We start from the raw sequence: 25,328 nt of genomic DNA, 5'->3' as shown, positions 1-25,328 counted from the left end.
ATGGCCGACGTCGTGGAGTACGCGCCGCAGGCCCACCAGCTGGCCTACACCTTCGGCGGCCGTCAGCCGGTGCTGCGGGTGGAGCCGGGCACGGTCATGCGGATCCACACCGAGGACTGCTTCGGCGGCGCCGTCCGTACCATGGACGACCTGCCCAGCCAGGTGTGCCGGTTCCCCGAGCTCAACCCGGTGTCCGGGCCGTTCTACGTGGCAGGGGCGGAACCCGGCGACACCCTGGCCCTGCATCTGGTGTCGCTGACCCCGGCCCGCGACTGGGGCGTCAGCTCCACGTTCCCGCACTTCGGCGCGCTGACCAGCACGGCCCAGACCGCGACGTTGCAGCCCCCGCTGGAGGAACGGGTGTGGCGCTACGACATCGACACCGCGGCGGGCACCGTCCGGTACACGGCCCGCCGCTCGGACTACACCGTGGACCTGCCCCTGGCCCCGATGCTCGGCACCGTCGGAGTGGCCCCAGCCGCCGGCGAGACCCGGATGACCATCGTCCCCGACCTGCACGGCGGGAACATGGACACCCCCGAGCTGCGGGCGGGCACCACCCTGTACCTGCCGGTGAACGTGCCTGGGGCGCTGTTCGCGGTCGGTGACGGCCACGCCCGCCAAGGCGACGGCGAGGCGTGCGGCGTCGCGGTGGAGACAGCGATGACCGTGGTGCTGATTCCCGAGGTCATCAAGGGCGTGGCTACCCCCGCGCCGCGGCTGGAGTCCGACACGGCGCTGATGTCTGTCGGCTCCGCACGCCCGCTGGAGGACGCCTACCGGATGAGTCACACCGGCCTGGTGCGGTGGACGGCCGAACTGACGGGCCTGGAGACCCTGGACGCCTACCAGCTTGTCTCCCAAGCCAGCCGGTCCCCGGTCGGCAACGTCTGCGACCCGAACTACACGATCCTCGCAGTGATCGACAAGGCTCACCTGCAGGGTGCTGCCGCGTATGGCGGCGCCCACGACCGGCTGCGGACGCTCGCCGCCCACCACGATCCGGGCAGGGGGTGAGCAGGGTGCAACGGCTACCGCTACGCGCTGAGTTGTATCTGCTGGCCCACGACGAAGACCGCACCGATCTTCGGCCTTGGACCAACCTGCCAGCGCTCGGTATCGCGCTGGTCGGCGCCTGCCTGATCGACCTGGTCATCACCGGCTGGATCGACGTGACCGACGACCATGTGAGCCCGCGCACCGCAAGCAACCAGTGGACCGGCGACTACGCCAGTGACCTGGTCTTGCACACCGTGCGGGTTCCGCCGCCAGGGCCGACCCTGGCGGAGGTGCTGTACCGGCACAGCCCTGACATGTACCAGGAGACCACGAACCTGCTCGTGCACAGCGGGATACTACGCCGTACCCGTCGCCGTCTGCGCGGCCCCCGCTTCCAGCTGGTCGATCCCATGGTCGTTCCCCGTACGCGCGGCGCGCCACGGCAAGCCGTTGAGTATCCCGAGCGCAGTGACCTGCACACCGACGCGCTATGCGCGCTGATCCGCAGCACCGGCCTGGAGTCGATCCTGTACCTCAACCTGCCGGCCAGCGAGCTGCGGGCGCGGCTGGATGCCATCACCGACGGCATCCGTACCCGTTTCAGTGACCCACGCCTGCACCCTATCCCCGACATCACCGCCGCCGTGGACACCGCCATCGGTGCCCTGTCCGTGGCGGTCTACCGGTGACCCCTAAACCTACCGGTGACCCCTAAACCGCTGGCCGCGCCACCGTCCCCCGCCGGCGGTGCGGACGGCCCCGGATGATGCACTGCCGGCGGGGTCATGACCTCGCCGGCGAGGCATCCCGCCGATCGGAAGGAAGGCCAGTGTCACCTCCACCCGCGACATCCCTACCACCGATGCGGATCGGATACGGCTGCTGGGGATTCCTCGCCAACGGCGTCCTCGACACCCCCGACGGCGGCCGCACCATCGGGCACTCCTCGCAGGTTCGGTGTCGTGCCCCTGCTGCTTCGGACTCGTTCGCGGGCGGTACCGGGCAACGCTCACCGAAGATGGAAACGGCGGGACGGACGGCCGACGTGCCTGGGCCACGGGAAATGAAGAAGGTGAGGGGTGCCGCTGGCGGGTTTCAGCCCGTCGGCATCGATGGCCGACTCGTCGGGCTCCGCACGATCAGGCGGCGGAACGGAATTTGGGTGGCTGTTTGGGCGAGCTGGCGTCCATCGTCGACGGATGGCGCCCAGTGCACTCCACGCAAGCACCGCCGTTGCTCACATCGTCGGTCCGAGAGCCCCACCACAGATCGTTTGGGCTGATCGTGGCTTTCTATGCACGCTGGAACCGATGGGTGCGGGCTCAGACGGTCTTGTGCTCTGTGGGGATGGCGCCGTCGCCCGAGGCGGCCCACTGCAACGTTGTGACCGCTGCCCCCGCAGACGTGTCCGGGGACCACAGGTCCATTTCGACTGTGGCGGCCACAGAGGGCAAGTGCAATAGATCACAATCAATCAATGCGGCTGGCTGCGCTGTGACTCGGACCGCCTGGCTAAGGCAGGGTGACCTGCGGTAAGGCTGACGCCGTGCCGTGGACACGCCCGGCGGCGTGAGCGGTATTTCGGGCAGCGTGGTGTCACAGGCCGCTGCTACAAAGGGCGTCGTCGTGGACACGGAAAGCGGCTGCGGTGGTGGTGCACCGCAGCCGCTGTGTCCCCGACGCCCCTTGGATGATGGAGGTTTGTATGAGGACAAGGCTGAGGGTACTCGCGGCGGTCGGCGCAGTGGTGATGCCTTTGGTGTCAACCGTCCTGCCTGGTCAAGCGGCCAATGCGCAGGTGTCGACCGCGTCCGCTGAGGGCCGCTACTGCGTGAGTGTGCTGGGCAAGGCGCCCGCGGCTGGGCAGGACTCACCGGAGCTGTACCGGTACTGCCAGGACACTCCGTTCGACACCGAGGCGTACGTGAAGGGCGCGACTGCCCAGTCGCAGCTGCGACGTTCGTTCGCGGCGCGGGGTGCCTCCGCGAAGGAGGCCGCCGTGCAGGCCCGCAGTGTGAACCTGCACATTCTTCGGGCCTGGTCGGACGCCGACTTCAACGGCAACTTCTGGGACTACTACGCCCAGGACGCTGATGGCCACTGCGACAGCGCCGGGTACTCCTGGCGGCCCGACGACTGGTGGTCGACGCACCTCAGCTCCCTGCAGCGGGGTTGGAACTCGTACTGCAACAGGGTCACGCTGTTCGATCGGGCTGGTAGCCACTCGGACACGTGGGACATGGACCTGTCCTACGTGATGGCCAGGTACAACGACAATGTGGCTCGGCTGCAGATCTTCAACGGAAACGGACACCCGTAGCGCCGCCGGCGCCGGCCGCTAGCGGGTCGGCGTCAGAGGGGTCGAGGAAATGGGTGGGGCTCGGCGGCTCGAGAGATGCCGCAGAGCTCCATCCATGTGTTTGGGTCAGGGCAGCGACGTGGTCGTTTCGGTATGTCCGGTGGCCACCCACACGGTGTAGGAGATTGTCGCGGGAGGATGTACGGGAAGCTCGCTGTTCTCCAGCACGACCGTCTCGGCGTCGAGCAAGGCGCCCGTGTCCGGGTCGAACACCAGGACCATGCGCTCTCGAGGACCACGCTGGTCCTCGACACCGATGGCGACCCCGTGACGCCCGGCGCGGTCGGTGGTGTCGCCGAGCAGGTTCACGCCGGGCTGCCCCGCGAGGGTGTCGAGCAGCCGGGCGTGCAGGGCGGCCGGTACGACCTGCCGACCCCAGAGTTCCATCATCGTGCGGGTCCACCCGGCTGCGGTGTCGTCGTGCCCGTACTTTGTTCGCACCGCTGTGGTGGTGGCGTCGGCCGGAAGGAAAGCGCCGTCGAATTCGCCGGGCCGCAGGGTCTTGTCCGGGGGCATGTTGTCGCCCGGGATGAGCTGCCGGAGCCGACCCGAGCCGTCCGGAGCCAGCCACAGCTGACGGTCCACCTCGGCGGTCCCGGAGTCCAGGATCCGGTTGTTCCCGTCGGCCGACACGTGCAGGTACCAGCCCTTGGTGTGCAGGTATGTATACCTGCCGTGACCTGCCGCGGGCGGTCGGGTCGATGCGCGGCGCGCCAGGTCGGTCAGCACACTCGCGCTGCTCTGCTGCCCGGCGACCGGCACGAACTGCAACATCGCTGGCGTGGCGGCGTAGGAAGGGCTCGTAACCAGTGACGGCACTGCGGCGGCCGCGCCCAGCACCGCCGTCAAGGCGCCGGCCAGCACGAGCCGTCGCCGCACGCTGGCCGGGCGGCGCCGGCCCGATGCCGCCTCGGCGTGCCCGGCCGGGGTGGCGCCAGGGCTGACGTCGCTGTCCGCGTGCGACAGGATCCGGCGCAGGATGGCGTCGCGCTGGTCCTGCGGCCAAGCCTGCTGCACGGTGCTGACCGGCCGCAAGGCCGCCAGCGTGGTGAAGCGACTCCGGGACGCGGTCATGGCGTGCTCCTCACTGAATCGGCGAGAGAATTGGATGTCACGGAGCTGGTTGCGCCCTCGGCGACACCGCGGTGGGGGGCATCACGATCGCCGTGGCGGAGCCGCCGCCGCGCGCGGAACAACCGGACATGGAATGTCGCGGTGGCACAGCCGACCACGCGGGCAGCCTCGGCCGGTGTCAGGCCGTCCCAGGCCACCAGCAGCAGCGCCTCCCGTTCGGCGTCAGTCAGCGCCGCCAGGGCGGCCAGCACATCCGCGCGGTGCAGGACCGCCGCGTCCGCAGCCGGGGCCGGCTCGGCGAGCCGTTCCGCGCGCTGCAGCCGATCCTGCAGGGCCGCTTCCCGCCGCCCCGAGCGCTGCAGGTTCGCAATGGTGTTGCGCGCGACCACCAGCAGCCACGGCAACGGGCTGGGCGGTACCTCGGCGAAGCGCCGCCAAGCCACCAGGAAAGTCTCGGCCACAACGTCCTCGGCCTCGGCCCGGTCGACCTGCCGCAGCGCGTACGCCATCACCCGTGGGGCGTACTGCTGCCACATGTAAGTGAAGTCCCGCGTCCGATCAGGCGGCGTCGACGCGGTTTGATCCCGGCTCACATCAAGTAGTGTCCGGTCAGGCCTCGTTCTTACCTCCGTCGCATCGATATGTGACGGCTGCCACACTCTCGTGGCGCAGGCCGTGGGAGCCCCCATGGGGTCGACGGGCACCTGTCACGCGTTGCCGGGCGCGCTTTCGGGCTGTCCCCATTGTCGGATGGTGCCGGGTTGGAGCCAGGGGGTGTTGAGGCGGGCGATGACGTGGTGCAAGCGTTGCCAGGCGGGCGCGGGTTCTTCACCGACGTGGTGCAGGGTGTACCAGTTGCCGGCGCGGTCGCGGTCGCCGAGTGTGGCGGTAGTGGCGGCGCCGGCATCGAGCAGGTCCTGAGGGTGGCGGCCGGTGAGGGCGTCGAGGCCGGCGAAGAGGCCGAGCGGGGTGGCCAGGCCGGTCCAGCGGGGTGCGTGGCTGGTGTCGGGCAGGCCGGGTGCCTGGGTGGCGAGCAGCTGCCGGATCTGGTGTCCGCCGGCGAGTTCCGCCACGGTGGGGGTGACGTCGTCCGCGTGCCCGGGTCGGGGTCCGACGAAGGTGGCCTCGATCGTTTCGTCGAGGTACTCGCCTGGGCGGCTGACGGTGAGGGTGGCGAGGGCTCGGCCGGCGGGTTGGCCGATGACGGTGAGCCAGGTGCGTCGGGGTGCGCGGTCGCGGCAGAAGTCGGTGAGGGTGTCGCGGTTCCAGGGTTCGGTGGCGGGTTCGGCGGTTCCCCAGCCGACCGGCGGTTGCCCGGTCTGGGTGTGGAAGAGGCGTTCGAGGGCGGCGCCCAGGGTGAGCTGCGAGGTGGGGCGGTGCCGGATGGTAACGGCGATAGTGAGATGCCAGGCCGGCAACGGTGACTCGTCGAGGAACCCGTCACTGATCACGGCCTCGTCGGTGGGTGCGAACTCCTCGCCGGTCCAGTGCAGGATCCGTCCGGTGTGGCCGTCGTAGAAGGTGTCGTCGTGTCGGACGACCCAGCGGGTACCGGGGCCGTTGAGGGCGGTGTGCAGTGGCGTCGTGAGCCGGCTGGTGGCGGGGGTGACCAGGTGCAGGCCTTTGTCGTTGTCGGCGCAGATGCGGATGACGTCGGTCAGCCAGGTGGACAGGCCGACGACGGGGCGGTCCTGCATGACGACGGCGACGCGGCGGGTCAGGACGTCGACGGCGGGGTGCGCGGTGCTCATGGCGCCTCCGGGGGCCAGACATGGCCGTTGAGGCGGCGGGCGATCTCGTGGGCGTAGCGGTGGGCGAGGGCGACGGCGGCGGGTTGGTCGCTGGGTGCGCGGGCTTCGAGCCACCAGACGGGTCCGGTGACGCGGGCGCCGAGTTCGGGGCCGAGCAGCCGGCTGATCTCGTCGGGGACGCGGACGTGGACCGGGGTTTCGAGTGAGACCAGGGGGCGGCCGGTGTCGTCGCAGAGCTGGATGACGGCGCCGTTGGCGGTTTCCGCGACCCGGAGTTGTTCGCCCGCGGCCACCATGCCCGCGACGATGTCGCGCGGGTCGGGGATTTCGGGGACGAGGGCGATGACGTCGTAGGTCACGGCTGGGTCTCCTTCGCCATGCCGCGCCGGCCCCGCCGCTGCGTGCAGTCGGTCACGGCTGGCTGTCCTTTCGGCGTGCGGTCTGGATGAGCGCCGGAGGTTGCCCTCGGCGGATGAGCTGGCCGCGGCCGGGTGGCAGTGGACGGGCGTAGGCGTCGCCGAGGAGTTTGCCTTCGCCGCGGTCGCCGGTCATGACCAGGCCGGCGGCGCCGGTTTCGCGGACGGCTTGGACGAAGGGGTCGAACAGGCCGCGGGAAGCGCCGGCGACGCGGCGCGCGAGGACGATGTGGAGGTTGAGGTCGTCGGCGGCCGGCACGTACGGCAGCAGCGGGGCGAGCGGATGGCTGCCGGCGCTGGTGAGCACGTCGTAGTCGTCGACGAGCAGGACGATGTGCGGCCACGGCTGCGCGGCGGTGCCGTTCTGCCGTTCGGCGAGTTGTCCGGCGACGGCGGCGGCGAGCCGTTCGGCGAGCGGGGCGTTGGGTGCGTAGCCGCCGAGGTGATCGTCGCCGATGACGCCGTGCAGGCCGCGGCGGGGGTCGATGACGGCGAAGACCAGGTCGTCGTCGCTGTGCCGGGCGGTGAGCCCGTCGGCGATTAGCGCGAGCAGGTTCGTTTTGCCGCACTCGCCGTCGCCTAGGACGAGCAGGTTGCTGTCGCGTCCGAGCAGGTCGAGCGTGACGGGGCCGGCGCTGGTCTCGCCGATGCCGATGGGCACGCCGGATGAGTGGGGGGTGGGTGCGCCCAGGTCAGCTGTGGTGAGCAGGCCGGGCAGGACGCGTACCGGGGCGGGGACCGGTCCGTTCCACGCCGCGGCGGCGGCGCGTCCGGCTTGGGTGATGGCGTCGCCGAGGTCGGTGCCATCGGGGTGGGCGTCGATGCGGGGCAGGGCGACCTGCGCGTACAGCTTGTCGGTGGTCAGCGCCCGGCCGGGCTGGTCGGCGCAGATGATCTCGGCGAGGCGGCGGTCGATGGCCGAGTCGGTGGGGTCGCCGAGGCGCAGTTCGATGCGGGTGCCGATGGTGGACTGCAGGGCGATGCGGACGTCGTGCCAGCGCAGCATGGACGCGACGACGTGGATGCCGTACCCGCCGCCGCGGTGCAGCAGCGCGGTCACCAGCGGTTCGAGATTCTCGAACTCGGTGGCGAGCTGGCCGTAGCCGTCGATGAGCAGCACCACGTCGGCCGCGTCGAGCTCGGGCAGGCCGCCCTGGTCGTGCAGGGTGCGCATCTTCTCGAGGCTGTCGATGCCCCGGTCGCGGAACACCCGTTCGCGCTGGTCGAGCAGGCCGCGGACGTGTTCGAGGGTGCGGCGTACGCGCTCGCTGTCGGTGCGGCCCGCCACGCCCCCGACGTGCGGGAGGACGGTGAGCGGCTGCAGGGCGGCGCCCGTGAGGTCGACGCCGTACACGGCGACCTCGGCCGGGGTGTGGGTCAGCGCGAGGGCGACGGCGAGGGTGCGCAGCAGGGTGGTGCGCCCGGACTGCGGGCCGCCGATGACGGCGGCGTGGCCGCCGGCGGTGGTGAGGTCGAGGTCCCAGCGGCCCTGCCACTGCCGGGCGGGGTCGTCGAGCACGCCCAGCGGCACCCGCAGGACGCCGGTGCGGGGATGCCGCAGGTGCAGGCCACGGTCGGTGGCGGTGATGCCGCCGCCGATCTGGTCGAGGGTGACGGCGCTCGGCAGCGGTGGCAGCCAGATCTGCGGGACCGGGTCGGTCGCGGCAGCCAGCTGGGCCGCCGCCCGGTCGAGCACGGTGGGTGCCGCGCTGCGCACGGGCAGCACCGGCGCGAGACCTTCACCGTTGCCGCCACTGGCGGTGTTGTACAGGGGGTACGCCGCGGGGCGCGGGGTGTCGTCTACGGGGGCGGTGTCCTCGGGCGCACGGTAGGGGCCGGACACGTAGGCGGCCTTGAACCGCTGGTAGACGGTGGTGTCGACCTTGAGGTAGCCGAACCCGGGCAGCGGCGGCAGGTGGTAGGCGTCCGGGGTGTCGAGCACGGTGCGGGACTCGCCCTCGGAGAAGGTCCGCAGCCCTAGCCGGTACGACAGGTAGGTTTCCAGGCCGCGCAGCTTGCCGGCCTCGATGCGCTGGCTGGACAGCAGCAGGTGCACGCCGATGCTGCGCCCGATCCGGCCGATGGACAGGAACAGCTCGATGAAGTCCGGTTTGGCGGACAGCAGTTCCCCGAACTCGTCGATGATCACCAGCAGGTAGGGCAGCGGCGGCAGGTCGGGGCGGCGTGCCCGGGCGGCGGCGTAGTCGGCGATGTTCGCGACGTTCCCGGCGTCCTTGAGGACCTGCTGGCGGCGTTGCACCTCCCCGGCGAGGCTGGTGTGCACGCGCTCCACCAGCGACGCGTCGCCTTCGAGGTTGGTGATGACCCCGGCGACGTGCGGCGCGTCGGCTAACGGCGCGAAGGTGGCGCCGCCCTTGTAGTCGACCAGCACCATCGACAGCACGTCCGGTGGGTGCGTGGTCAGCAAAGCGAGGACCAGCGAGCGCAGCAGTTCGCTCTTGCCGGAGCCGGTGGCGCCGACGCACAGGCCGTGCGGGCCCATGCCGAGCTGCGCCGGTTCCTTGAGGTCGAGCAGGACGGGCTCGCCGGTGGTGTCGACGCCGATCGGCACCCGCAGCAGGTCCCGTTCGTTGCGGGGTTTCCACAGCCACGACAGGGGCAGGTCCGCGATGTCATCGACGCCGAGCAGGGTGGCGAAGTCGGCGCCGGTCGCGCCGCCGGCGCCGTCCTGCGCGGACTCGCGGGACAGCCGCAGCGGCGCCAGAACCCGGGCCAGGCCCTCCGCGTCGGCAACAGCCAGCTGGTCGAGGTCGCCGCCGAGGGTGGTGACGACCTCGCCGCGCAGATCCTCCACAGTGAGCCGGCCGTCGTTGACGGTGATCCGGATCGCGACGTCGCCGGGTTCGTGGAGCCGGTCGGCGACCAGGTGCAGCACGGTCACCCCGAGTTGCGCCACGGTCAGGGCCTGGTCGGGCACAGCTACCTCGGCGGCGACGTCGCCGTGGGTGTCGTGCACCAGCACCAGCCGGGGCAGCAGCCCGGTCGCGGCGGTTGCCTGGGGGCCGGCGCTGCGCACCATTTCGGCCGCGTATCCGGCGTTCTCCTGCAGCTGAGCGCCTACCAGCTGGGCGAGGCCGTTCGGGTCGGAGCCGACCCGCCGCGCGGCGACCGGGCCGTCGCGGTGCTCGGGGTCGAGCAGGTGCGGCAGCCACTTCAGCCACTGCCAGCCGGCGGCACGGCTTGGGGCGCACGCCAATCCCAGCCGCAGATCGTCGGGGGCGTGCAGGCAGGCCGCCTGGATCAGCAATGCCCGGGCCACCGCGAGGGTGTCGTCGTAGCCGCCGACGATGCTGACGTTGCCGACCCGGTCCAGCGGCACGACCAGCGGCATTCCGGGTGCGGTGGCGAACCGGCGCAGCACCGCCCGGGCTTCGGCCAGCATGAACGGGTCCGTCGGGTTCATCGAGGTGCCCTGGTCGTCGATCGCCAGGTTCCCCGCGGGCAGGGTGCCCGAGCCCATCCGGACCGCAAGGAAGTCCCGGTCGGTGCGGCGCCGTTCCCACCGGCGGGCCGGGTCCCGGACGATCTCGAGCAGCGCTGCCGGCGGCGGATGCAGCAGCCGCGCCGCCGCGGTCGCGTCGCGCTCGGCCTCGCGCAGCTCGTCGCGCAGCTCCTCGAGGTAGTCGAGGTAGCGTTCGCGCTGCTGACGGCGGGTACGGGCGGCCTTACCGCGCTGGCTGAGCAGCATCGCGAACACCCCGGCCCCGGTGACCAGCAGCAGCACCGCCCCGATGCCGATCATCTTGGTGCCCCGGAACAGCACCATCATCGTCAGCGACGACAGCACCCCGGCCAGCGGCAGCAGCGCCTGCGCCATGTTCCCGCCGGAGTGTCCGGAGGGTAGCGTCGGCGGAGCCTCCACCCGCCGCGGTTCGCCGTCGGGAACCGGCCGCACGGTCCTCGCCGGACGGTGCACCACCTGCGTACTCGTGCGTACCTCGATGCTCATGCGCGCACGGCCCGGTCCATGACGGCCGCGGCGATCCGCACGCTCTCCTGCCGCACCCCGACGCTCAGGCGCGCGACGTCGATCGCGGCGCCCAACGCGAGCTGCCGGTCGTGGGGCAGCACCAGCACCGCCGGCCCATACCGGGACAGCCGGGCGACCGCGTCGTCCAGATCGACGCCGAGCGGCCCGGCCACCGTGGTGGTCAACACGACCACGCACCGGGCCAGCAACTGCGGACCACCATCGATGAGTAGGCGCTGCAGTCCGGTGTCGACACCGTGCACACCGTCCAGCGTGGCGGTGCCGGCCACCACCACGGTGTGCGCGTCCGCGATCACCGTATGGTTCCCGGCGCCCCCCAATCCTGGGCCACAGTCAGTGAGCTGGACCGCAAAGAACCTGCTCAGGAACCGCTGCCGGTCCCGGAGCAGCTTGGCGGCGGCCAGTTCGTCCAGGCGCTGCAGCGAACTGGCGTAGGCGTCGCGCCACAGCCATACCCCGGTCTGGGTGCGTTGCAGGGCGCTGGCCACCCGGTCGAACTCGCTGACCTCGCCGATTCCCCGATCTCCGCCGGTGCGCACGGCGGCGCCCAGGGGGCCCAGCCGCAGCGGCAGCGATCCGGGCTCGGGGTCGGCGTCGACCGCCAGCACCGGATCCGGGCGCAGACCGGCCAGGGTAGTGGCGAGCAGCGCCGACACGGTCGACTTGCCCGCCCCGCCACGCACGCTGACCACCGCAATCCGGCGTCCGGTCGTGATCGGCTGGTTCGCGTGCTGCGCCGCGGCGGCCACGTCGGCGACCTCCCGGCTCGCCTGCCAACCGACCACGGCGCGGGCAGCGTCGCGGGCTCGCCGCCACGCCGGGTCACCGTGCACGCGGGCGTGCCGAGGTTGATAGGCGCCGCCGCTCGCGTCGGCGGGTTCCGCGCCGTCACCGGTCACTGGCGTGGGAACCGCCGGGGACGCCGACGGCGCCGGTGAGGCCGCGCCGAGAGCCGTCCACTGATCCCGGTCGTACATGACCGGCGAGGGCGGTTGTTGCGGCTCCGGTGGATAACCCGCGAGATTCTGAGGTTGCAGGTGAGCGGTACCGCCCACCGCGGCACTGCTGTCCGCAACCGGGCTCTGCCCGCTCGGATAGGGATCCCACCCGGATGTCTGCTGCGCGGGGGCGGCGGGCGACACCGCGACCGGCGCGATCCGCACCGCAGGATCCACGCCGTGTGCCAGACAGCCAGCCGCCGAGGTGGGCGCCGCCGGTACGTCGTGAGACGGGCCGTCGTCCGCTTGACCCCACCGCACGCGGGGCTCCGGGTCCAGGGCGCGGCGCAACTCGGCCTGCCAGTCGCTGCTCATCGCTGCCATCCCGCCCAGGTCCTCGCCGGCATGTCAGAAAATCCCCAGCAAACGGGCGTAAACGCCGAAGACACCCAGCACCATCGGCAGCAGTGCGATCACCGCCGCGGATTCGAGGATGTCGCCGATGCGACGCAGCCGTGCCCGCACATGTTCCGGCGGGTCCACCACGAGCACCGTCACCGGCACCGCCAGCGACACGACCACCGCAGCCAAACCTACGGCGGCCGGCATCGAGGCGCTCCACCGCCACCACAGCGTCCCGACGACCACCGACGCACCGGCCAGCAGGGCGATCACTTCGGCGGCAAGGGGATAGGTACGGCAGCGCACCACCAGCACGACAGCCAGCAGCAGCGCCGTCATCGTCGCCCAGCCGGACGACTCCGAGGCCAGCAACCAGCCCGCCGCGGCGGCCGAGGCGGCGCACCCAGCCACCACGATGGTCAGCGACCCGTGGGCGGCGGCGAGCGCGTCGTGGACGTCCCGGCGGTTGACCGGGCGGTCCTGGACGCGTCGGTCGTCGAGCATCGCCAGCCCGGACCAGGACAGCGCCCACCGCGGCAGCAACCCCACCACAGCCACCACGACAACCGCGACCACCGCGCCCGTCCGGGCGCCGGTCAGCCCCGCTGCGGCCAGGCCAGCCCACAAACCCACCAGTCCGAGCAGCGCCAGGCCACCCAGCATCGCAGCGCGCCCCCGGACCGCGTTCACCCCGAAGAGGAGGACCGCCACGGCCACGGCACCGGCGGCGGCGAGCAGCCGCCACCCAGTAGGCCAGCCCAACGAGTCGCCCCAGGTCCACACCGCCACCGGCAAGAACGTCCCGGCGGCTGCGACGAGCGCCGCGCCGAGCGGGCGCCGCGATCGGGCGAACGCCGCACCAATGACCCCGGCCAGCACACCCGCGGCAGCCATACCGGCCGCCGCCCGCTCCGTCGGCAGCCGCTCGTGCATCTGCAGGCCGGCAGCCGCCGCGGCGGCGACCACACCGGCGGTGGCGGTCCAGCGCCGGGTCACACCGGTCCAGCGGGTGGCGCGCCGGTCGAGGTCTTCGGCCGTCTCTTCGGTGACGTCGTGCACGACCGGGGCCGGTGGGAGATCCTCTGCCGCGGCCAGCCGCAGCACCGTACCGTCGGTGACACCGTGGCCCTGCAGGGTGTCGTCACCGGCCAGCACGCGGCCATCCAGGGTGACCAGATGCCGCAGCCGCGCCGGATGAGTCACCGGCTCACCCGCCACCGCCAGCGCGTCCGGCAACAGCTGCCCGACCGGCTCCGCCGACGGCAGCACCATGTCCACCCGCCGGGATGCCCCCACCACGGTCACCCGCGTGTAGCCGGCCGTCACCGGGACCCGCCGGTAGGTGGCAGCGGCGATACGCCGTTTGCCGGCTGGCTGAGCTGGTGCTGCAGGAACGACCAGCCCACGCAGCCGGCACACAGCACCGCCGCCACGGCGGCACCTACCGCCAGCCGGGCGACCAGTTCCACGGCGGCGCGCCGCGTCCGCAGCGAACCCCAGGACAGGGCCTCCCGCAGCCTGCGCCGGCGCACCGCGACCGACTCCAACAGCTGCGCGTCGAAATCCCGCGCCACGAGCACCCCTCCCCGGACGTCTTGCCGACCAGAGGCTACCGAGAACCCCACCCTTCGCGGCGACCCGAAAGGGGCCGCCCGCCGCTCACCCGCCGTGACCAGCGCCACCCTGCCCCGAGGTTCCCGTCATCATCCCGCCACTACCGGCGACACCACGTGTCAATGGAAGAGCCACGATCTGTAGATCAACCGAATGATATCGATATCGACTATGCCCGTGTCTGTCCTAATAGGTGGAAATGCCGGGTCGAGGAGTGTCGGAGGTGCTGGATATGCTGGCGGCTGCTTCAGTGACACCCGGCGATCACGGGGAGGGGATGTCCGTGGGTCAGAAGTTCGACATGGGAGCGGAAACGCTCGGCCAGCTACGGGTCAAGACCGGCGGCTCGAGCGACCAGCTCGGCGCCACGATCAAGCAGTTGCTGCAGGCGGCCGCGCCGCTCGAGGGCAACTTCAACGGTGCCGGCAAGGCGGCGTTCGACCGGTTCAAGTCCCGCGCCGACGAGATCACCGCGAGCCTCAACCAGGCCCTGAGCTCGATCCTGGGCGGCATCGGCGGCATGGACTCGTCGTTCCGGCAGGGCGAGCAGGACATGGCGTCCAACGCGTCCAGCACCGAGGGCTCCGCGAACTTCGAGTCGGCCCGCTTCGGCGCCGGCCGCTGACCTACCGACCTGCGAGACGAGCGGAGAACCACTGTGGCAGGCGATCGGCGCAGCTACGACATCGCGACCTCGACCGAGGCGCAGGGCAACCTGCAGGGCATCGTCGCCCGGCTCGAAACGTTGATCAACGACCGGGACGCGGCTGTGAAGGCCGCGATGGCCGACTTCCAGGCCGACGGCGTGTCCGACCAGTACCACGACAAAGAGGTGCAGTGGAACCGCGCCGCCGCGGAGGTTCGCACGATCATCTCCCTGGTCCGGACCACCCTGCAGCGCAACGACGAGACCGCGCACAGCACCCTCGCCCGCGCTAAGTCCGCCGTGGACGGCATCTGACACCGCCAGATTTGTGTGACGGCGCGGGCCACCGGCCCGCGCCGTGGTCCACGCTCGGGAGGTGACCATGACCAAATGGAATCTGGACCCCGCCGGCATCCGCGGGGTGGTCGAACGCACCGGCCACCAGGCCGAACGGCTCGAGGGTGCCGCGAAGACCTACGGCGAGGCGCTGCAGGGCGCCGCGGAGTCGTCGGGCAGCAACCTCGTCGCCTCGGCGCTGGCGGGTTTCGCCGAGCATCACAAGCCCACGCTGGAGGGCATGGCGCAACGCGCCGGCCGGGTCCTGAACGGCGCGGTGAACGCGACCAAGGCGTACATGCACGGTGACCTGCAGATGGCCGCCAACGCCCAGCACGCCGCGGTCAGCCCGCCGGCCGACGGCGATCAGCACCACGGCCACTGACCGGCCACAGTCGACGACCAGATTTCGGGGGAGGACGTTCGTCTCGTGGTGATCAAACCGGAAGCGATTCCCCAGTTCACCGGCAACGTCGCCGCGATCGAGCAGCACGCCGGCGCCCTGACCGGCGTCGGTGGCCAGTTCCGCGACATCGGCGCCGACGTGCACAGCACCTGGCAGGGCCTGTCCGCCTTCTACGAGGCGCCCGAGGCGGACCAGTTGTTCGCCGCCACCGCCCCGATCAAGACCACCGGTGACTCGTTCGGCGGACAGGTTGAGAAGGTCGGCTCGGCGCTGAGCCAGTACGCCGCGGCGGTCCGCCCGATCGCTGACCGGCTCGCCTCCCTCAAGACCGACGCGACCGGCTTCGCGAACTCCGTCGCCGGCGACGACGACTGGCGCGAAGACGAGGACAAGGTCAACCACAACAACGACCTCATCCGTCAGGTCGACGCCCAGGTCGCTGCACTCATGGCCGCCGAACGCGCCGCGGCGAACCAGATCAACGCCCTCTACGGCGGCACCCAGTGGACCGTCGACGACGGCAGTGGCAAGCCCAACGCGTACGGGTTCAACGCCGCTGACGTGCCCGGCGACGCCGACCGGCCCTGGGGCAGTTCCGAGGAAGTCGACGAACCCTGGTACGTCGACACCTGGAACGCCGTCTGGTCCGGCACCAAGGGCGTCGTCGTCGACGGCCTCTGGGGCACCGTCACCGGCCTCTGGGGCATGATCAACGTCTTCGACTGGGACACCTTCAAGTCCTCCTGGACCGGCATCTGGACTCTCACCGGCGGCGTCTTCTTCGACCCCGGCAAGACCGGCAACGCCTGGAAGGAACTCGGTAAGAGTTTCATCGCCTGGGACGAATGGGAGAAAGACCCCGCCCGCGCCACCGGCCTGGTCCTGTTCAACGTGCTCACGCTGCCGTTCGCCTGGAGCAAGGTCGGCAAGGCCGGCTTCGCTGGCAAGGCCGCATCGGCCGTGAGCAAAGTCGGCGACGTCACCAAGATCAGCAAGATCGCTGAGCTCGCGGACGCCGGGAAGCTCGCCGGGCTGCTCAAACTCGGCAAAATTGAACTGCCCACCGTCGCTGACCTCGCGAAACAGGTCGACGGAGTATTCAAGGACGCCTTCAAACGCGACCCCGACCTTGACGCCGCCCTCCGCCACGCCGACGACCTCACCACGCACGCCGACACCGCTGCGCTCCGCGGCGACGACATCGTCAGTCACGCCCATGAACCGGCCCATGTCCGGCAACCCGAACTCGTCGGTGCGGGCGGCCATCACGGCAACGACTTCAGCCACGCAGGCCGGGCGGGCAACGACATCGGTGGGGGCGGGCACGGGCTCGACGGCGGTGGTCACCACGGTGACGGCCCCAGTAGTCACCACACGTCCGACACCGGATCCACGGGCGGCTCCGGGCACGCCGCCGACAATCAGTCCAGCGGTGGAGGTCACCACGGCCACAACGCCGAACCTCCGGCGCGATACCGAGAGAGTGACCTGACCCCGAGCGGCATTCGCGACAAGCAGTACGGGCTGGAACTGTATCGCGACGCCGACGGCAACCTGCACTTCCCGGGAGACAGGGAAGGCACCATTAGGGACGCGAACGGCGACCTCCACGAGAACGGGCACTACGCGTCCAACGACAACCCGCTTCTGAACGGCCGCGGCTTCGACACGCACGGTGCGCCCGATCTCGCGTCACGCCGCACGTACACACCAGATGGTGACAGTCCCGCGGACACCGCGGTCCGTGACGCAGTCGCGGACCGCAACCAGATCGTCGCAGCGCGGGAACAGTTGTGGGACAAGCACCTTGGCCCGATTGCGGACAAGCTCAAGCAGCACAGCATCTCCATTGACCGGACCCTGAGCGAGGCCCGTGTCATCAAACTGAACAACGAGGCCGCAGCCCACCTCAGCCGGGGGGAACTTCTCCGTCTGGAGAAGTACGGAAACGAGTTCGCCGAACTCGGCACCAAGCTCAACCGGGCCAGCGAACACCTCGGCGAGGCCGGTGGCAACCTCGCCGTGGCCCGGGAGTTTCCCGAATACCGCACGATCAGCGCGGGTGACGGGGCGCGAGGCACATCCAACAACCTCGACCGGACGCTGTTCTCGGCCGATCACAACAGCTTCATCGCGATCGAGGAGAAGGGGGTGGGCAGTCCGCTGGGCGGGCGGCGCGTCGAGAATCCTGCCGACCTTTCCGCGCCGAAGATCAAGTCTCAGCAGATGTCGCCGGAATACCTGCGCCACATGCTGCAGAATGACAACAAGCTCGGTCCCGTACTGCGCGCGAACCCACAATTGCGGTCCGCCATACAAGACGTGATCAATGGAACGACGCCCGGTAGACTACGCTACATCCACGTACACACGTCAGCGACCGGACAAGTGAAGGTCACCGACTACATCATCGATAGTGGTCGACTCGGCCGCGATTCCATTCGGGTCGTCGGTTCCGAGTAAGAGTGGGGAGTGGCTCAGTGTCAGTGCGTGTGATTGCCCAAGACGCCCTACGCGCAACCCTCTCCGCTCTCGACACCGTGGAGTGGAACTGGACGGCCGACGAGGCACCGTCCCTCGCGCAACGCCTCGGCTGGAAGTTGGTGGAGGTCATCGACGACGACGGCATCGTCGTCACTCCGGAGTGGGGCCTGACCCGCGACGAAGTCAACATCCCCTACAGCAACGGCAAAGTGGACCGCATCATCATGCGGATAACCGATGTTGCGCCCGATCCCGACGCCGAAACCGCGAAGGTATTGCAGGACACCTTCGTTGACGCAGTCGCCGTAGGTAAGGAGGTACTTGGCCCGCCCGACAAGAACGTTCCCGGGCCAGAACCGGAAGTACGGTGGCGTCGAACCCAGTCAACGATCGCCATCTCGAACACGCGCCTCGCCATCAACATCGCCTGGGCCAGGAACGAGTTCCAAGACATGCTGGACGAGCTGGAAGACTGAACCACGGTGGAACCCAAGTCATGGAATCAGCTCCAGCAGGAGTTGGCAGCAGAGATCATCCGCATGAAGGAGGGTGACACAGTCATCCTCCTCAGCGGAGAACGCTTCGTGCAGATGCGCCAGGGAGCAGACACGCTGAAGGCAGAAGCAGTCTCCAACCGCTGGCTACCGACGCACCTCCAGCTCACCCCTGAAGACGAACGCGAGATGGTTGCCCTCGGGTGGCAACCACCCGAACCCGATCTCGGCTTCCACAACTGGCGATCAAGCACGGAGTGGCCGCTGCGGACCCAGGATGCCGAGCAACTTTCAGAACGGTTGATCGCAACCCTTCGTGACGTACTTGATGTGAGCGATCCCAACCTCCTCGATCGGCGCACATTCAACGCCAACGAAGAAGTGTGACCCGACTCCCGTTACGACAGTGGTTCCGCGTTTCGACAGCTACAAGACAAGGCTGGCGGCCCGCAAAACCCGCCGTTTCGAATGACCCGGCGGCACGACGTGCCGCAATGGCCGCTGCATAGCCAGGACGTTACGAGGATCGCCAAGTTCATGGTGTCTACTTTGCGAGAGGGGTACCAGCCACGGAGGCGAGTGGCAACGCAGAGTGCTCCTTCAACGCCTGAACCACGCCGATTTGGCCGGAACCGTGAGATTTCCGCTTTCACGGAGGACAAGCGACGCATGACCGCCTGGCGAATGATCGAGGTCGACGCGCTCCGGTCTCTGGCGAGCGGGATCAAGGGCGCCCGCTGGTCATGGCGCCCCGAAGACGTGCCCGCGCTGTGCCGACGCATGAGGTGGGACCTGCTGGAGGTCGCCGATGGCAAGGGCGCCGCTATCGAGGCTGGCTGGGACCTCGGCGGGGAAGAGATCGAGATGGCCTTCCGCGCCGGCCAGGTCGACGACATCACCATGCAGATCACCCAGATCGTGCGGAAAACCGGACCAGAGCGGGACCGGTTCATCGCCGACGCGTTTGCCGACGCCGTCGCGCTGGTCACCTCCGTGCTGGGCGAACCGACGGGCCGGCAACTCTCGGAGCCTCCAACCGTGCGCTGGCGATTGGCCGACTCCACCGTCCTGATCCGAAACCTCGAAGTCGATGTGACCCTGACCTGGGCGAGCAACAGGTTCCAGAATGAGTGGGACCAGGTGACGGAGGCTCTGGCATGAACGCGTCCTCATGGGAACAGCTAACCGATCAGCTCGCGACGCGCCTGCCAAGACTCACGGAGGACGACGTCATCATCCTTAAGGCTAGCGGCAACCGCTACATCCAGCTCATCCAACGCAAGGACGGCCTGACGCTGGAAGCAGTGTCCAACCGCGCCCTCCCACCAGAGGCTCAGCTCAACACCGGACAGGCGCAAGAGCTTCAGGACAAGGGGTGGCGGCCACCGAACCCGCCGCTACGAATGAACTGGTGGCAGGACGTGAACCAGTGGCCGCTACACAGCCGCGACGCCACGAGGATCGCAGACCTCATGGTGTCAACCCTGCGAGACGTCTACGAGATCGCGGCAGCCGATGACGTCACCGAGCGCTCTTTCAGCGCCTAAATAGAGCCGTGTAGCCTGGCGCCGCAGCCAAACGGTCTTGGCTTTAGTGACCAGCGAAGTCTGACCGATCTCGATGTTCGCGAGTTTGGGAACCGGTCGCGGCCCGGACGGGATGCGCCTTTGGCCGGCCAGTACGCCGCTCACACCCGGTGACGTAACCTGAGGTGGGATACACCTTCTCTGCGGCCAGATTCAGTGCGACAGAACCGAGGCCAGCGATCCGTCGGGAACATACACGTGGCAAGCGTGTGGTCCAGCGTGACCACCAACCGGAGGCTCACAAGTCCGCTCCGTCCCGCCGCGAAATAATGTGACCGGCGGGGTCGCCCGTAGGCCCGCGCAGATCGAGAAGGATGACGGTCCAGCTGGCAGCCGAGATTCAGCGCGTGAGCAGTTGGTGAGTACGGCACAAATGCTGTCTCGCTGGGCGGGTGCCCTGAAGGAGGCAATGGTGGTGCAGGGTCCGCGTGGTGGCGTCGCTAACGAGGCGGGCAGCGCGCACCGGCGTGGCGTTGCGGCGGTCCTGGCGGCGCACGGTCTGGCCGGGCGTAGCGTGACCGGCGAGGCCGCGGCGCGTTTCGTGCCGGTCCGGGTGGCGTTCGAGACCGAGCAGGCTACCGACGATCTCACCTGCCGTTCGGCGGACGGTGCGACCATGTTCATCTCGGCGAAGCGGACCTGCGGCAATGACCAGTCCAACCTGGGCAGCACGGTTGCACAGTGGGTGGCGCAGGCGGCCACGCTCACGCCCGGCGACCTACTGGTGCTCGCCACCGCCGAACTCAGAGGCGACCTCAGAGGTTTGCCCGGGGCGCTGGCCCGCCGTCGGCGGGCGCCCGGCACTCCTCCGTCGGCGGCCGAACGAGACGCATTGACCGCGCTCACCGGCCGGATCGCGGAGATCACCGCCGACCCTACGATCACCCAGCGGATTCTTGACGCAGCGTTCGTGCTGATCGCCGACGCCGTTGAGGCAGGTGATCACGGCTTCGAGCTGTCGGCCGCGCTGTTGGAAGGCACCGTGGTCGAGGTCGGTGCCGGTAGCGCCGCGGTCCGCGCATTGTCCGAGGCGTTTCACACTCAAGCAGGCAAGGCGTACGCGAGCGGTCTGGACGACTGGCTCGAGACCCTCCGCGACGCGAAGCTGCGGGTAATCGCCGACGGGCGGGGGGCCGCTGGTGCCGCGGCCCAGGCTCGGCAAACCGCGCTGCAGGACTATCGGCGTCGACTGGCCGAGCAGGCCGGCGTGGTCGATCTGGCGCTACTGGCCGAGGACCTCCCGCCGCTGATCGTCGCCGGTCTCGCCGACGGGCTACGGGTCACCGTGCATGACCATCTCGCCCGTCCCCAGGTAATGCAGCCCCTGCTGGTAGTTGCCCGGCGCTGGCCGCGGCTACTGCTCACCGGCCTACCGGGAATGGGTAAGAGCACCGCCCTGCGGCAGCTGGCAGCCTGCTGGGCTGCCGACCCGCGAGCGCTGCTGCCGATCATGGTCCGATTGCCCGTGCTCGCCGACCGGTACCGCCAGGTAGGCGAGGTTACCGCCGGCATGCTGTGCGAGGTGGCCTCCCTGGGGGCGCCTGCTGGCGGACGCGAGGATCTGGCGGCGGCGCTGCAGCAGCAGGCCGAGGCCGGGCACGTGGTGCTGCTGCTCGACGCGCTCGACGAGTGCGGCGCTCACAAGGCGGCGCTCGCCGACGGACTGGACAAGATGCTGGCTGGCATGCCTCCCGAGGTGGGGGTGATCCTGACGACCCGCGGCAGCGCTGTCACCGCCGCTGCCCGACTGCATCTACCTGCCGCGGAACTGGAACCCCCGAAAGATTTGGACGACATCCTCGACCGCATGCTGCAGCACATCGCCCACCATCGCATCACCGATCCGCAGCTACGCGATCGGTGGACGGCAACCCGTCGTTCTTGGATACGCGCCACCCGGCGCGACCATCGCGACATCAGCGACGTGCCACTGCTGGCAACCCTGCTCACCCTGGTAGTCGCCCAATCCCGGCACGCGCCGCTGACCCACAGCCCGGCGCACGTCCTGCACACCGCCGTCGAACACAGCATTCTCCGCTGGGAACGCCAGCGCCCGAACCCACTAGGAGAACGCAGCGGCGAACCGTCACCACGGCAACTCCTCGACGGCTTCGCCGCTCTCGGCAACCGGCTCATCGCAGAGCCGGTCACGACCCACATCGACGCCGCGGACGCCGTCGCCGCCATGCTCGCCGCCCGATGGAACGTCACGGCACCCGGCCCCGCCGCCGAGCTGACCGAGCACATCATGCGCTTCTGGGACCACCACGTCGGTGTATTCGTCGAACTCGACGACGGCACCGTTGTGCCCCGCAGCCAGCTCTTCGCCGAACTGGGCGCTGCCATCGCCGCGACCTGGTTGTCACCGGAGCAGCTGACGGCCCTACTGAGCTCGGCGTTCGGCAACCCCGACCGGCTTCCGATACTGCTGATGATCGGCCAGGTGGACACCCGAGTCGTGCCCATCCTGCTCACCGACGCTGGTATGGCCCGCCCCAGCGTCCGCGCCCTAACCGCCGCCAAAATCCTGCGAATCGGCCACCCGCCCGGCAACGCCCACCAACCAGTACTGCTCGACCTGCTCGCGACCGCACTGGAGGAAGAGACCCGCCTTAGCAGCGGGCGCAATCTACCCAAAGGTGTCCCCGGCCTGCGGACGGTCACCCCGCAGCTCTGGCCCTGCCTACTGGAACTGGCTCGTATGCCCCTGCCCGCCGGGCCGCAGCGTACGCGCCGTGACTCCCTACTGGATCAATACTGCGTCCTGGAGGAGGAACAGGTGGTGGCATTTGCGCACGCCGCGCTTGCCGACGCCACCATCGACGACAGCCCGCTGAATCACTCGCAGGTTTGGGCGGTGCGGGCGGCGCTGGCTTTTCGCCTGCCCGACGAGCCCGACCCGCTCACCGGCGAACCCCGGCGTGGCGTCACGCGATCAGGACGCCCCGAGCTCGCCACGATGGCACTGCCCCATCTGGACGTCCTCGGCGGTGACATGGCCCAGCACCTCTACGACACGGCCCGGCTCGGCCGAAGCCGCAGCCTCATCGAGGTTGAGGAAACCCTCACCGCCCGCGGGCACCGCTTCACTCGTCCCGGCCTACGATGGGGCGCCTACCTGCCGTCTACCAGCTTCGACTTGGCTGACCTCGACGTGCGCATGCTGACCGCGATCGCCCGTCTGTCCGACGACCCGGCCGAACTCAGCCGCACTCAGCGCTGGCGGCTCCCCGACCTCGGCGCCTTCAGTATGCTCATCGATGCCGGCGAGGTAACCATCGGGCAATACGAAAGCGCCATGACCACAGGCAGCGACCAGACCCGCATCGCCTGGCTACGGGCCGCGGCCACCGCCGCCGGGCTCGAGCATGCCAAGCTGGCCGCGCAGGCCATCGCCGCCCTCGCCGACATCGAACACGGTGACGATGTGCGAGATCTGACCCACGTGGCGCTGCCCGGCCCGGCACCACTGGCCGACCCGAGCCGCCTCGGCCCGCAGGACCGGCAGGCCCTGATCACGGCCCTATCCGGCGACTCGGACTGGATCGCGGAGTCCGCATGCCACCTGCTGGCCGGCCCGCCCAACGACGGGTTGCGGGATAACCTGCTCGAGATGATCCCTACGCTGCCAGCCACCCGGCGCGCCCAAACCAGCGCCCTAGCCTGCCACCTCAGCACGACCCCCGCCGCGACGATCCGGCTCCTGTTCACCAGCACAGACCCCACCGTCCGCTCCGGCGCCGCACACCACCTACGCACCTTCGCCAGCCCGGCCGAGGAACTCGCCGACCTGCGCACCACAGCCCGTACCGACCCCAACCTGAGCGTCCGGCAGGCCGCTGGCGTCACCGACGAGGCCGCCGCCACGGACCCTCCGCCACCCAGTCGATGGCTCTGCACCGACTGCGCCACCACCAAGGAGATCACCACCGAACACTGCCAGCACTGCCGCACAGCCAACCGCCCAGGATTGCATTGATCAGCGCGACCGGATAGGCGTTCCTGCCGCTTCTTGCGACGAGGCTCGGAAACTACAAACAGCTGGACTTGTCGATCATCTGAGCGCTTTCTGGCTCTGACTGCCTAGCGAGCGCACTCATTTCGGCCAGATCCGCGAGGAGCTTCCTCGACGGCGACAGCGCTCGGTCAGGGGGCGAAGACATCGATCCGACTCCCGCTGATTGCGTACAAATGTCCTCCACCAACGGCAGCCACGTTTGTCACTCTGCTGAGGGCAGCGTTTGGCTTGATCTTTGCGCCCGAGGAGGCGTTCCGAATCGCCACTGGCTTACCGGCCACGGCTGCGTAAACCATCCCACCGGCGCGGACGGGTTGGCCTACGCGCCCCCCAAGCTTGACCGACCACGCTTGCTTGCCACCCGCTAGGTCATATGCCTCAAGGTTCGAGCCGATGCCCATGTAGATGCGCCGACCATCCGTGGCGATCCGGTTGCTGACTCTGTCCATGGACCAGAGCGTCGATCGGTCGGAGACGCGAACCACCTTCAGCGTCCAATCGCCGTAGTCGCCCACGATGACCCGATCACCGTTCGGCGTGACAGCCAGGGGGAGCCAGGTTGTCGGCGAATAGCCGCGAACCGCACCGGTAAGCACGTCCCTCATAACAGGAACGCCGAAGTCCCGAACTATGACCTGATGGTTAACCGGAATCATGGAGACGAGCGTCCGGCCCTCGTCATCGGACGCGTCTGACCAGGCCAACTTGCCGTCGCTCAGCCGGTACGCGGAGACGAGTGGATCGGTCGCGGATTGGAAGCCGCAAACGATGACCATGCCATCGGTGACGATCACGTCGCTGGCATCGGTCGCGTCTACGGCGTGCCAAAGGTGGTTGCCCGTGGCCAGATCGAACGCTTCGATGAAGCCGTCGTGATCCGAGCCTTCGACTACGCAGTCATTTGAGGGTGTCGTAACGATGACGGTGCTGCCCGAGACGATCAGGTTGGAGGCGAGGTGGTCGGCGATGAAGTCGTCGGCCTTCCACACCTCGTGACCGGTCATGGAGTCGCGCGCGATCAAGCCAGTGTTGTCCTCGGTAAGCGTTGGGCCCCCGGCCACGATGGGGCCGAGCTGCCCGGGGATGCCGGGACAATCTGACGGTGTCGGTGTGGCCTGCCAGCGCAGCTTCAGTGTCTTGATCGTGGTGGTGTTGACGATGGTCTCGTTCGGGTTGTAGTACGAATGTCCGGCGTCATAGCCCGGTTGTGGCCAATCAGAGCTCAGTCCCGCCTCGGCTGGTTCGGCAGCACCGGAAAATACGACGGTCATCGCGACAGCCGAGGCGAATATCCTGAACGATTTCATATGGCGCTCCTAAGTGAATCTTGACACTTAGGGTATTAGCGGTCTGAGGCCCAGCTTTGCAACTGAAGGAGTGATGTCGCCTCGGGTCTGCGCCTTCTCGACGTACCGTGGGCCAGTGTCGTCGCGCAGGTCAGCGTGCACTGGCTTCGCCGTTTCTCATGGGTTCTCAGCTGGCCTGCGCTGACAGGATTTGGTTTCAGGGGCCGTCCGAGAATAGACCGATCCACCGCCGCCACCCCGTACACCGCGACAGGCTGCGATCCTCACCCGCCCGCGAGCCGCGGGCTGACACGAGTTCTGACTCACGACGGGAGGGGGACTCGCCGGCCCGGGCGTCATACCCGCTCAAGCGCCCGAGCCGGCGCCGCTGCTTTCGGTCGCTGACGTTCTGGACTTGTTGCGTGATCCGGGCTGTCACGGGACAGCGTGGTTCACACGCTTGCCTCCGCGGATACGGCTCCACCGCTGGCACCGTGTCCGGACCCC

Annotated in this window: 21 protein-coding genes; 12 read left to right on the top strand and 9 right to left on the bottom strand. The window is 69.3% G+C overall.

Features of this window, described 5'->3' with window-relative positions:
* The 3 genes from ACMCNK_RS23095 (at position 1) to ACMCNK_RS23085 (ending at position 3,319) form a co-directional block, all read left to right on the top strand.
* Positions 1–1,017 carry an acetamidase/formamidase family protein gene (locus ACMCNK_RS23095; protein ID WP_412738469.1) on the top strand — a complete coding sequence of 339 codons (1,017 nt, stop codon included), beginning with the start codon at positions 1–3 and terminating at the stop codon, positions 1,015–1,017.
* Positions 1,018–1,022: 5 nt separating this feature from the next.
* The gene (locus ACMCNK_RS23090) at positions 1,023–1,688 is read left to right on the top strand and encodes a GOLPH3/VPS74 family protein (protein ID WP_412738468.1); all 666 of its coding nucleotides are present in this window, start codon (positions 1,023–1,025) and stop codon (positions 1,686–1,688) included.
* A gap of 1,109 nt (positions 1,689–2,797) precedes the next feature.
* On the top strand, positions 2,798–3,319 hold the full coding sequence (locus ACMCNK_RS23085) for a hypothetical protein (RefSeq protein ID WP_412738467.1): 522 nt from the start codon (positions 2,798–2,800) through the stop codon (positions 3,317–3,319).
* A 105-nt stretch (positions 3,320–3,424) separates the two neighbouring features.
* On the opposite strand, the gene ACMCNK_RS23080 is transcribed toward ACMCNK_RS23085, so the two are convergent.
* From ACMCNK_RS23080 to ACMCNK_RS23045, 8 genes are all read right to left on the bottom strand, one after another.
* Entirely contained in the window at positions 3,425–4,432 is a 1,008-nt protein-coding gene (locus ACMCNK_RS23080) for a CU044_5270 family protein (RefSeq protein WP_412738466.1), read from the bottom strand.
* Positions 4,429–4,968: an RNA polymerase sigma factor gene (locus tag ACMCNK_RS23075; RefSeq protein WP_412738465.1), complete on the bottom strand. Its 540-nt coding sequence runs from the start codon at positions 4,966–4,968 to the stop codon at positions 4,429–4,431. Before ACMCNK_RS23075 ends, ACMCNK_RS23080 begins: the two co-directional genes overlap by 4 nt.
* A 171-nt stretch (positions 4,969–5,139) precedes the next feature.
* Positions 5,140–6,183 (bottom strand): DUF6177 family protein, encoded by a 1,044-nt coding sequence (locus tag ACMCNK_RS23070; RefSeq protein ID WP_412738464.1) that lies wholly within the window; start codon positions 6,181–6,183, stop codon positions 5,140–5,142.
* Positions 6,180–6,542 carry a hypothetical protein gene (locus ACMCNK_RS23065; protein WP_412738463.1) on the bottom strand — a complete coding sequence of 121 codons (363 nt, stop codon included), beginning with the start codon at positions 6,540–6,542 and terminating at the stop codon, positions 6,180–6,182. The genes ACMCNK_RS23070 and ACMCNK_RS23065 overlap by 4 nt, the downstream gene beginning before the upstream one ends.
* A 52-nt stretch (positions 6,543–6,594) precedes the next feature.
* Positions 6,595–10,569, bottom strand: a complete 3,975-nt coding sequence (gene eccCa, locus ACMCNK_RS23060) for a type VII secretion protein EccCa (protein ID WP_412738462.1) — start codon at positions 10,567–10,569, stop codon at positions 6,595–6,597.
* The gene (locus ACMCNK_RS23055; RefSeq protein WP_412738461.1) at positions 10,566–11,924 is read right to left on the bottom strand and encodes a MinD/ParA family protein; all 1,359 of its coding nucleotides are present in this window, start codon (positions 11,922–11,924) and stop codon (positions 10,566–10,568) included. Before ACMCNK_RS23055 ends, eccCa begins: the two co-directional genes overlap by 4 nt.
* Positions 11,925–11,957: 33 nt before the next feature.
* The gene (gene eccD, locus ACMCNK_RS23050) at positions 11,958–13,277 is read right to left on the bottom strand and encodes a type VII secretion integral membrane protein EccD (RefSeq protein ID WP_412738460.1); all 1,320 of its coding nucleotides are present in this window, start codon (positions 13,275–13,277) and stop codon (positions 11,958–11,960) included.
* Positions 13,274–13,525, bottom strand: coding sequence for a hypothetical protein (locus tag ACMCNK_RS23045; RefSeq protein ID WP_412738459.1), 252 nt, complete (start codon positions 13,523–13,525; stop codon positions 13,274–13,276). The genes eccD and ACMCNK_RS23045 overlap by 4 nt, the downstream gene beginning before the upstream one ends.
* Before the next feature lie 323 nt (positions 13,526–13,848).
* Between ACMCNK_RS23045 and ACMCNK_RS23040 the strand changes: the two genes are divergently transcribed.
* The 9 genes from ACMCNK_RS23040 to ACMCNK_RS23000 all read left to right on the top strand — a co-directional run bounded on the left by ACMCNK_RS23040 (position 13,849) and on the right by ACMCNK_RS23000 (position 23,496).
* Positions 13,849–14,190 (top strand): hypothetical protein, encoded by a 342-nt coding sequence (locus ACMCNK_RS23040; RefSeq protein WP_412738458.1) that lies wholly within the window; start codon positions 13,849–13,851, stop codon positions 14,188–14,190.
* Between the two features lie 33 nt (positions 14,191–14,223).
* Positions 14,224–14,526: a pore-forming ESAT-6 family protein gene (locus ACMCNK_RS23035; RefSeq protein WP_412738457.1), complete on the top strand. Its 303-nt coding sequence runs from the start codon at positions 14,224–14,226 to the stop codon at positions 14,524–14,526.
* Between the two features lie 67 nt (positions 14,527–14,593).
* The gene (locus ACMCNK_RS23030; protein WP_412738456.1) at positions 14,594–14,932 is read left to right on the top strand and encodes a DUF6507 family protein; all 339 of its coding nucleotides are present in this window, start codon (positions 14,594–14,596) and stop codon (positions 14,930–14,932) included.
* Positions 14,933–14,977: 45 nt separating this feature from the next.
* Positions 14,978–17,416, top strand: a complete 2,439-nt coding sequence (locus ACMCNK_RS23025) for a hypothetical protein (protein ID WP_412738455.1) — start codon at positions 14,978–14,980, stop codon at positions 17,414–17,416.
* A 17-nt stretch (positions 17,417–17,433) separates the two neighbouring features.
* The gene (locus ACMCNK_RS23020) at positions 17,434–17,913 is read left to right on the top strand and encodes a DUF6301 family protein (RefSeq protein WP_412738454.1); all 480 of its coding nucleotides are present in this window, start codon (positions 17,434–17,436) and stop codon (positions 17,911–17,913) included.
* A 6-nt stretch (positions 17,914–17,919) separates the two neighbouring features.
* On the top strand, positions 17,920–18,318 hold the full coding sequence (locus tag ACMCNK_RS23015; protein ID WP_412738453.1) for a TY-Chap domain-containing protein: 399 nt from the start codon (positions 17,920–17,922) through the stop codon (positions 18,316–18,318).
* Between the two features lie 282 nt (positions 18,319–18,600).
* Positions 18,601–19,092, top strand: a complete 492-nt coding sequence (locus tag ACMCNK_RS23010; protein ID WP_412738452.1) for a DUF6301 family protein — start codon at positions 18,601–18,603, stop codon at positions 19,090–19,092.
* Positions 19,089–19,478: a TY-Chap domain-containing protein gene (locus ACMCNK_RS23005; protein WP_412738451.1), complete on the top strand. Its 390-nt coding sequence runs from the start codon at positions 19,089–19,091 to the stop codon at positions 19,476–19,478. The genes ACMCNK_RS23010 and ACMCNK_RS23005 overlap by 4 nt, the downstream gene beginning before the upstream one ends.
* A gap of 451 nt (positions 19,479–19,929) precedes the next feature.
* Positions 19,930–23,496, top strand: a complete 3,567-nt coding sequence (locus tag ACMCNK_RS23000) for an NACHT domain-containing protein (RefSeq protein ID WP_412738450.1) — start codon at positions 19,930–19,932, stop codon at positions 23,494–23,496.
* A gap of 167 nt (positions 23,497–23,663) precedes the next feature.
* On the opposite strand, the gene ACMCNK_RS22995 is transcribed toward ACMCNK_RS23000, so the two are convergent.
* Positions 23,664–24,842 (bottom strand): PQQ-binding-like beta-propeller repeat protein, encoded by a 1,179-nt coding sequence (locus ACMCNK_RS22995; RefSeq protein WP_412738449.1) that lies wholly within the window; start codon positions 24,840–24,842, stop codon positions 23,664–23,666.
* Between the last annotated feature and the right edge of the window lie 486 nt (positions 24,843–25,328).

Origin of the sequence: Krasilnikovia sp. MM14-A1259 (assembly GCF_047159535.1) — a bacterium.
GTDB lineage: Bacteria > Actinomycetota > Actinomycetes > Mycobacteriales > Micromonosporaceae > Actinoplanes.
The sequence above is the reverse complement of the archived record's forward strand: the minus strand, read 5'-3'. Positions and strand labels throughout refer to the sequence as shown.

What these genes read in the sequence shown, in the direction of transcription:
- ACMCNK_RS23095 (WP_412738469.1), top strand. Translation starts at nt 1, where the DNA reads ATGGCCGACGTCGTGGAGTACGCGCCGCAGGCCCACCAGCTGGCCTAC.
- ACMCNK_RS23080 (WP_412738466.1), bottom strand. Translation starts at nt 4,432, where the DNA reads ATGACCGCGTCCCGGAGTCGCTTCACCACGCTGGCGGCCTTGCGGCCG.
- ACMCNK_RS23075 (WP_412738465.1), bottom strand. Translation starts at nt 4,968, where the DNA reads ATGTGGCAGCAGTACGCCCCACGGGTGATGGCGTACGCGCTGCGGCAG.
- ACMCNK_RS23070 (WP_412738464.1), bottom strand. Translation starts at nt 6,183, where the DNA reads ATGAGCACCGCGCACCCCGCCGTCGACGTCCTGACCCGCCGCGTCGCC.
- eccCa (WP_412738462.1), bottom strand. Translation starts at nt 10,569, where the DNA reads ATGAGCATCGAGGTACGCACGAGTACGCAGGTGGTGCACCGTCCGGCG.
- ACMCNK_RS23055 (WP_412738461.1), bottom strand. Translation starts at nt 11,924, where the DNA reads ATGAGCAGCGACTGGCAGGCCGAGTTGCGCCGCGCCCTGGACCCGGAG.
- ACMCNK_RS23030 (WP_412738456.1), top strand. Translation starts at nt 14,594, where the DNA reads ATGACCAAATGGAATCTGGACCCCGCCGGCATCCGCGGGGTGGTCGAA.
- ACMCNK_RS23010 (WP_412738452.1), top strand. Translation starts at nt 18,601, where the DNA reads ATGACCGCCTGGCGAATGATCGAGGTCGACGCGCTCCGGTCTCTGGCG.
- ACMCNK_RS23005 (WP_412738451.1), top strand. Translation starts at nt 19,089, where the DNA reads ATGAACGCGTCCTCATGGGAACAGCTAACCGATCAGCTCGCGACGCGC.
- ACMCNK_RS22995 (WP_412738449.1), bottom strand. Translation starts at nt 24,842, where the DNA reads ATGAAATCGTTCAGGATATTCGCCTCGGCTGTCGCGATGACCGTCGTA.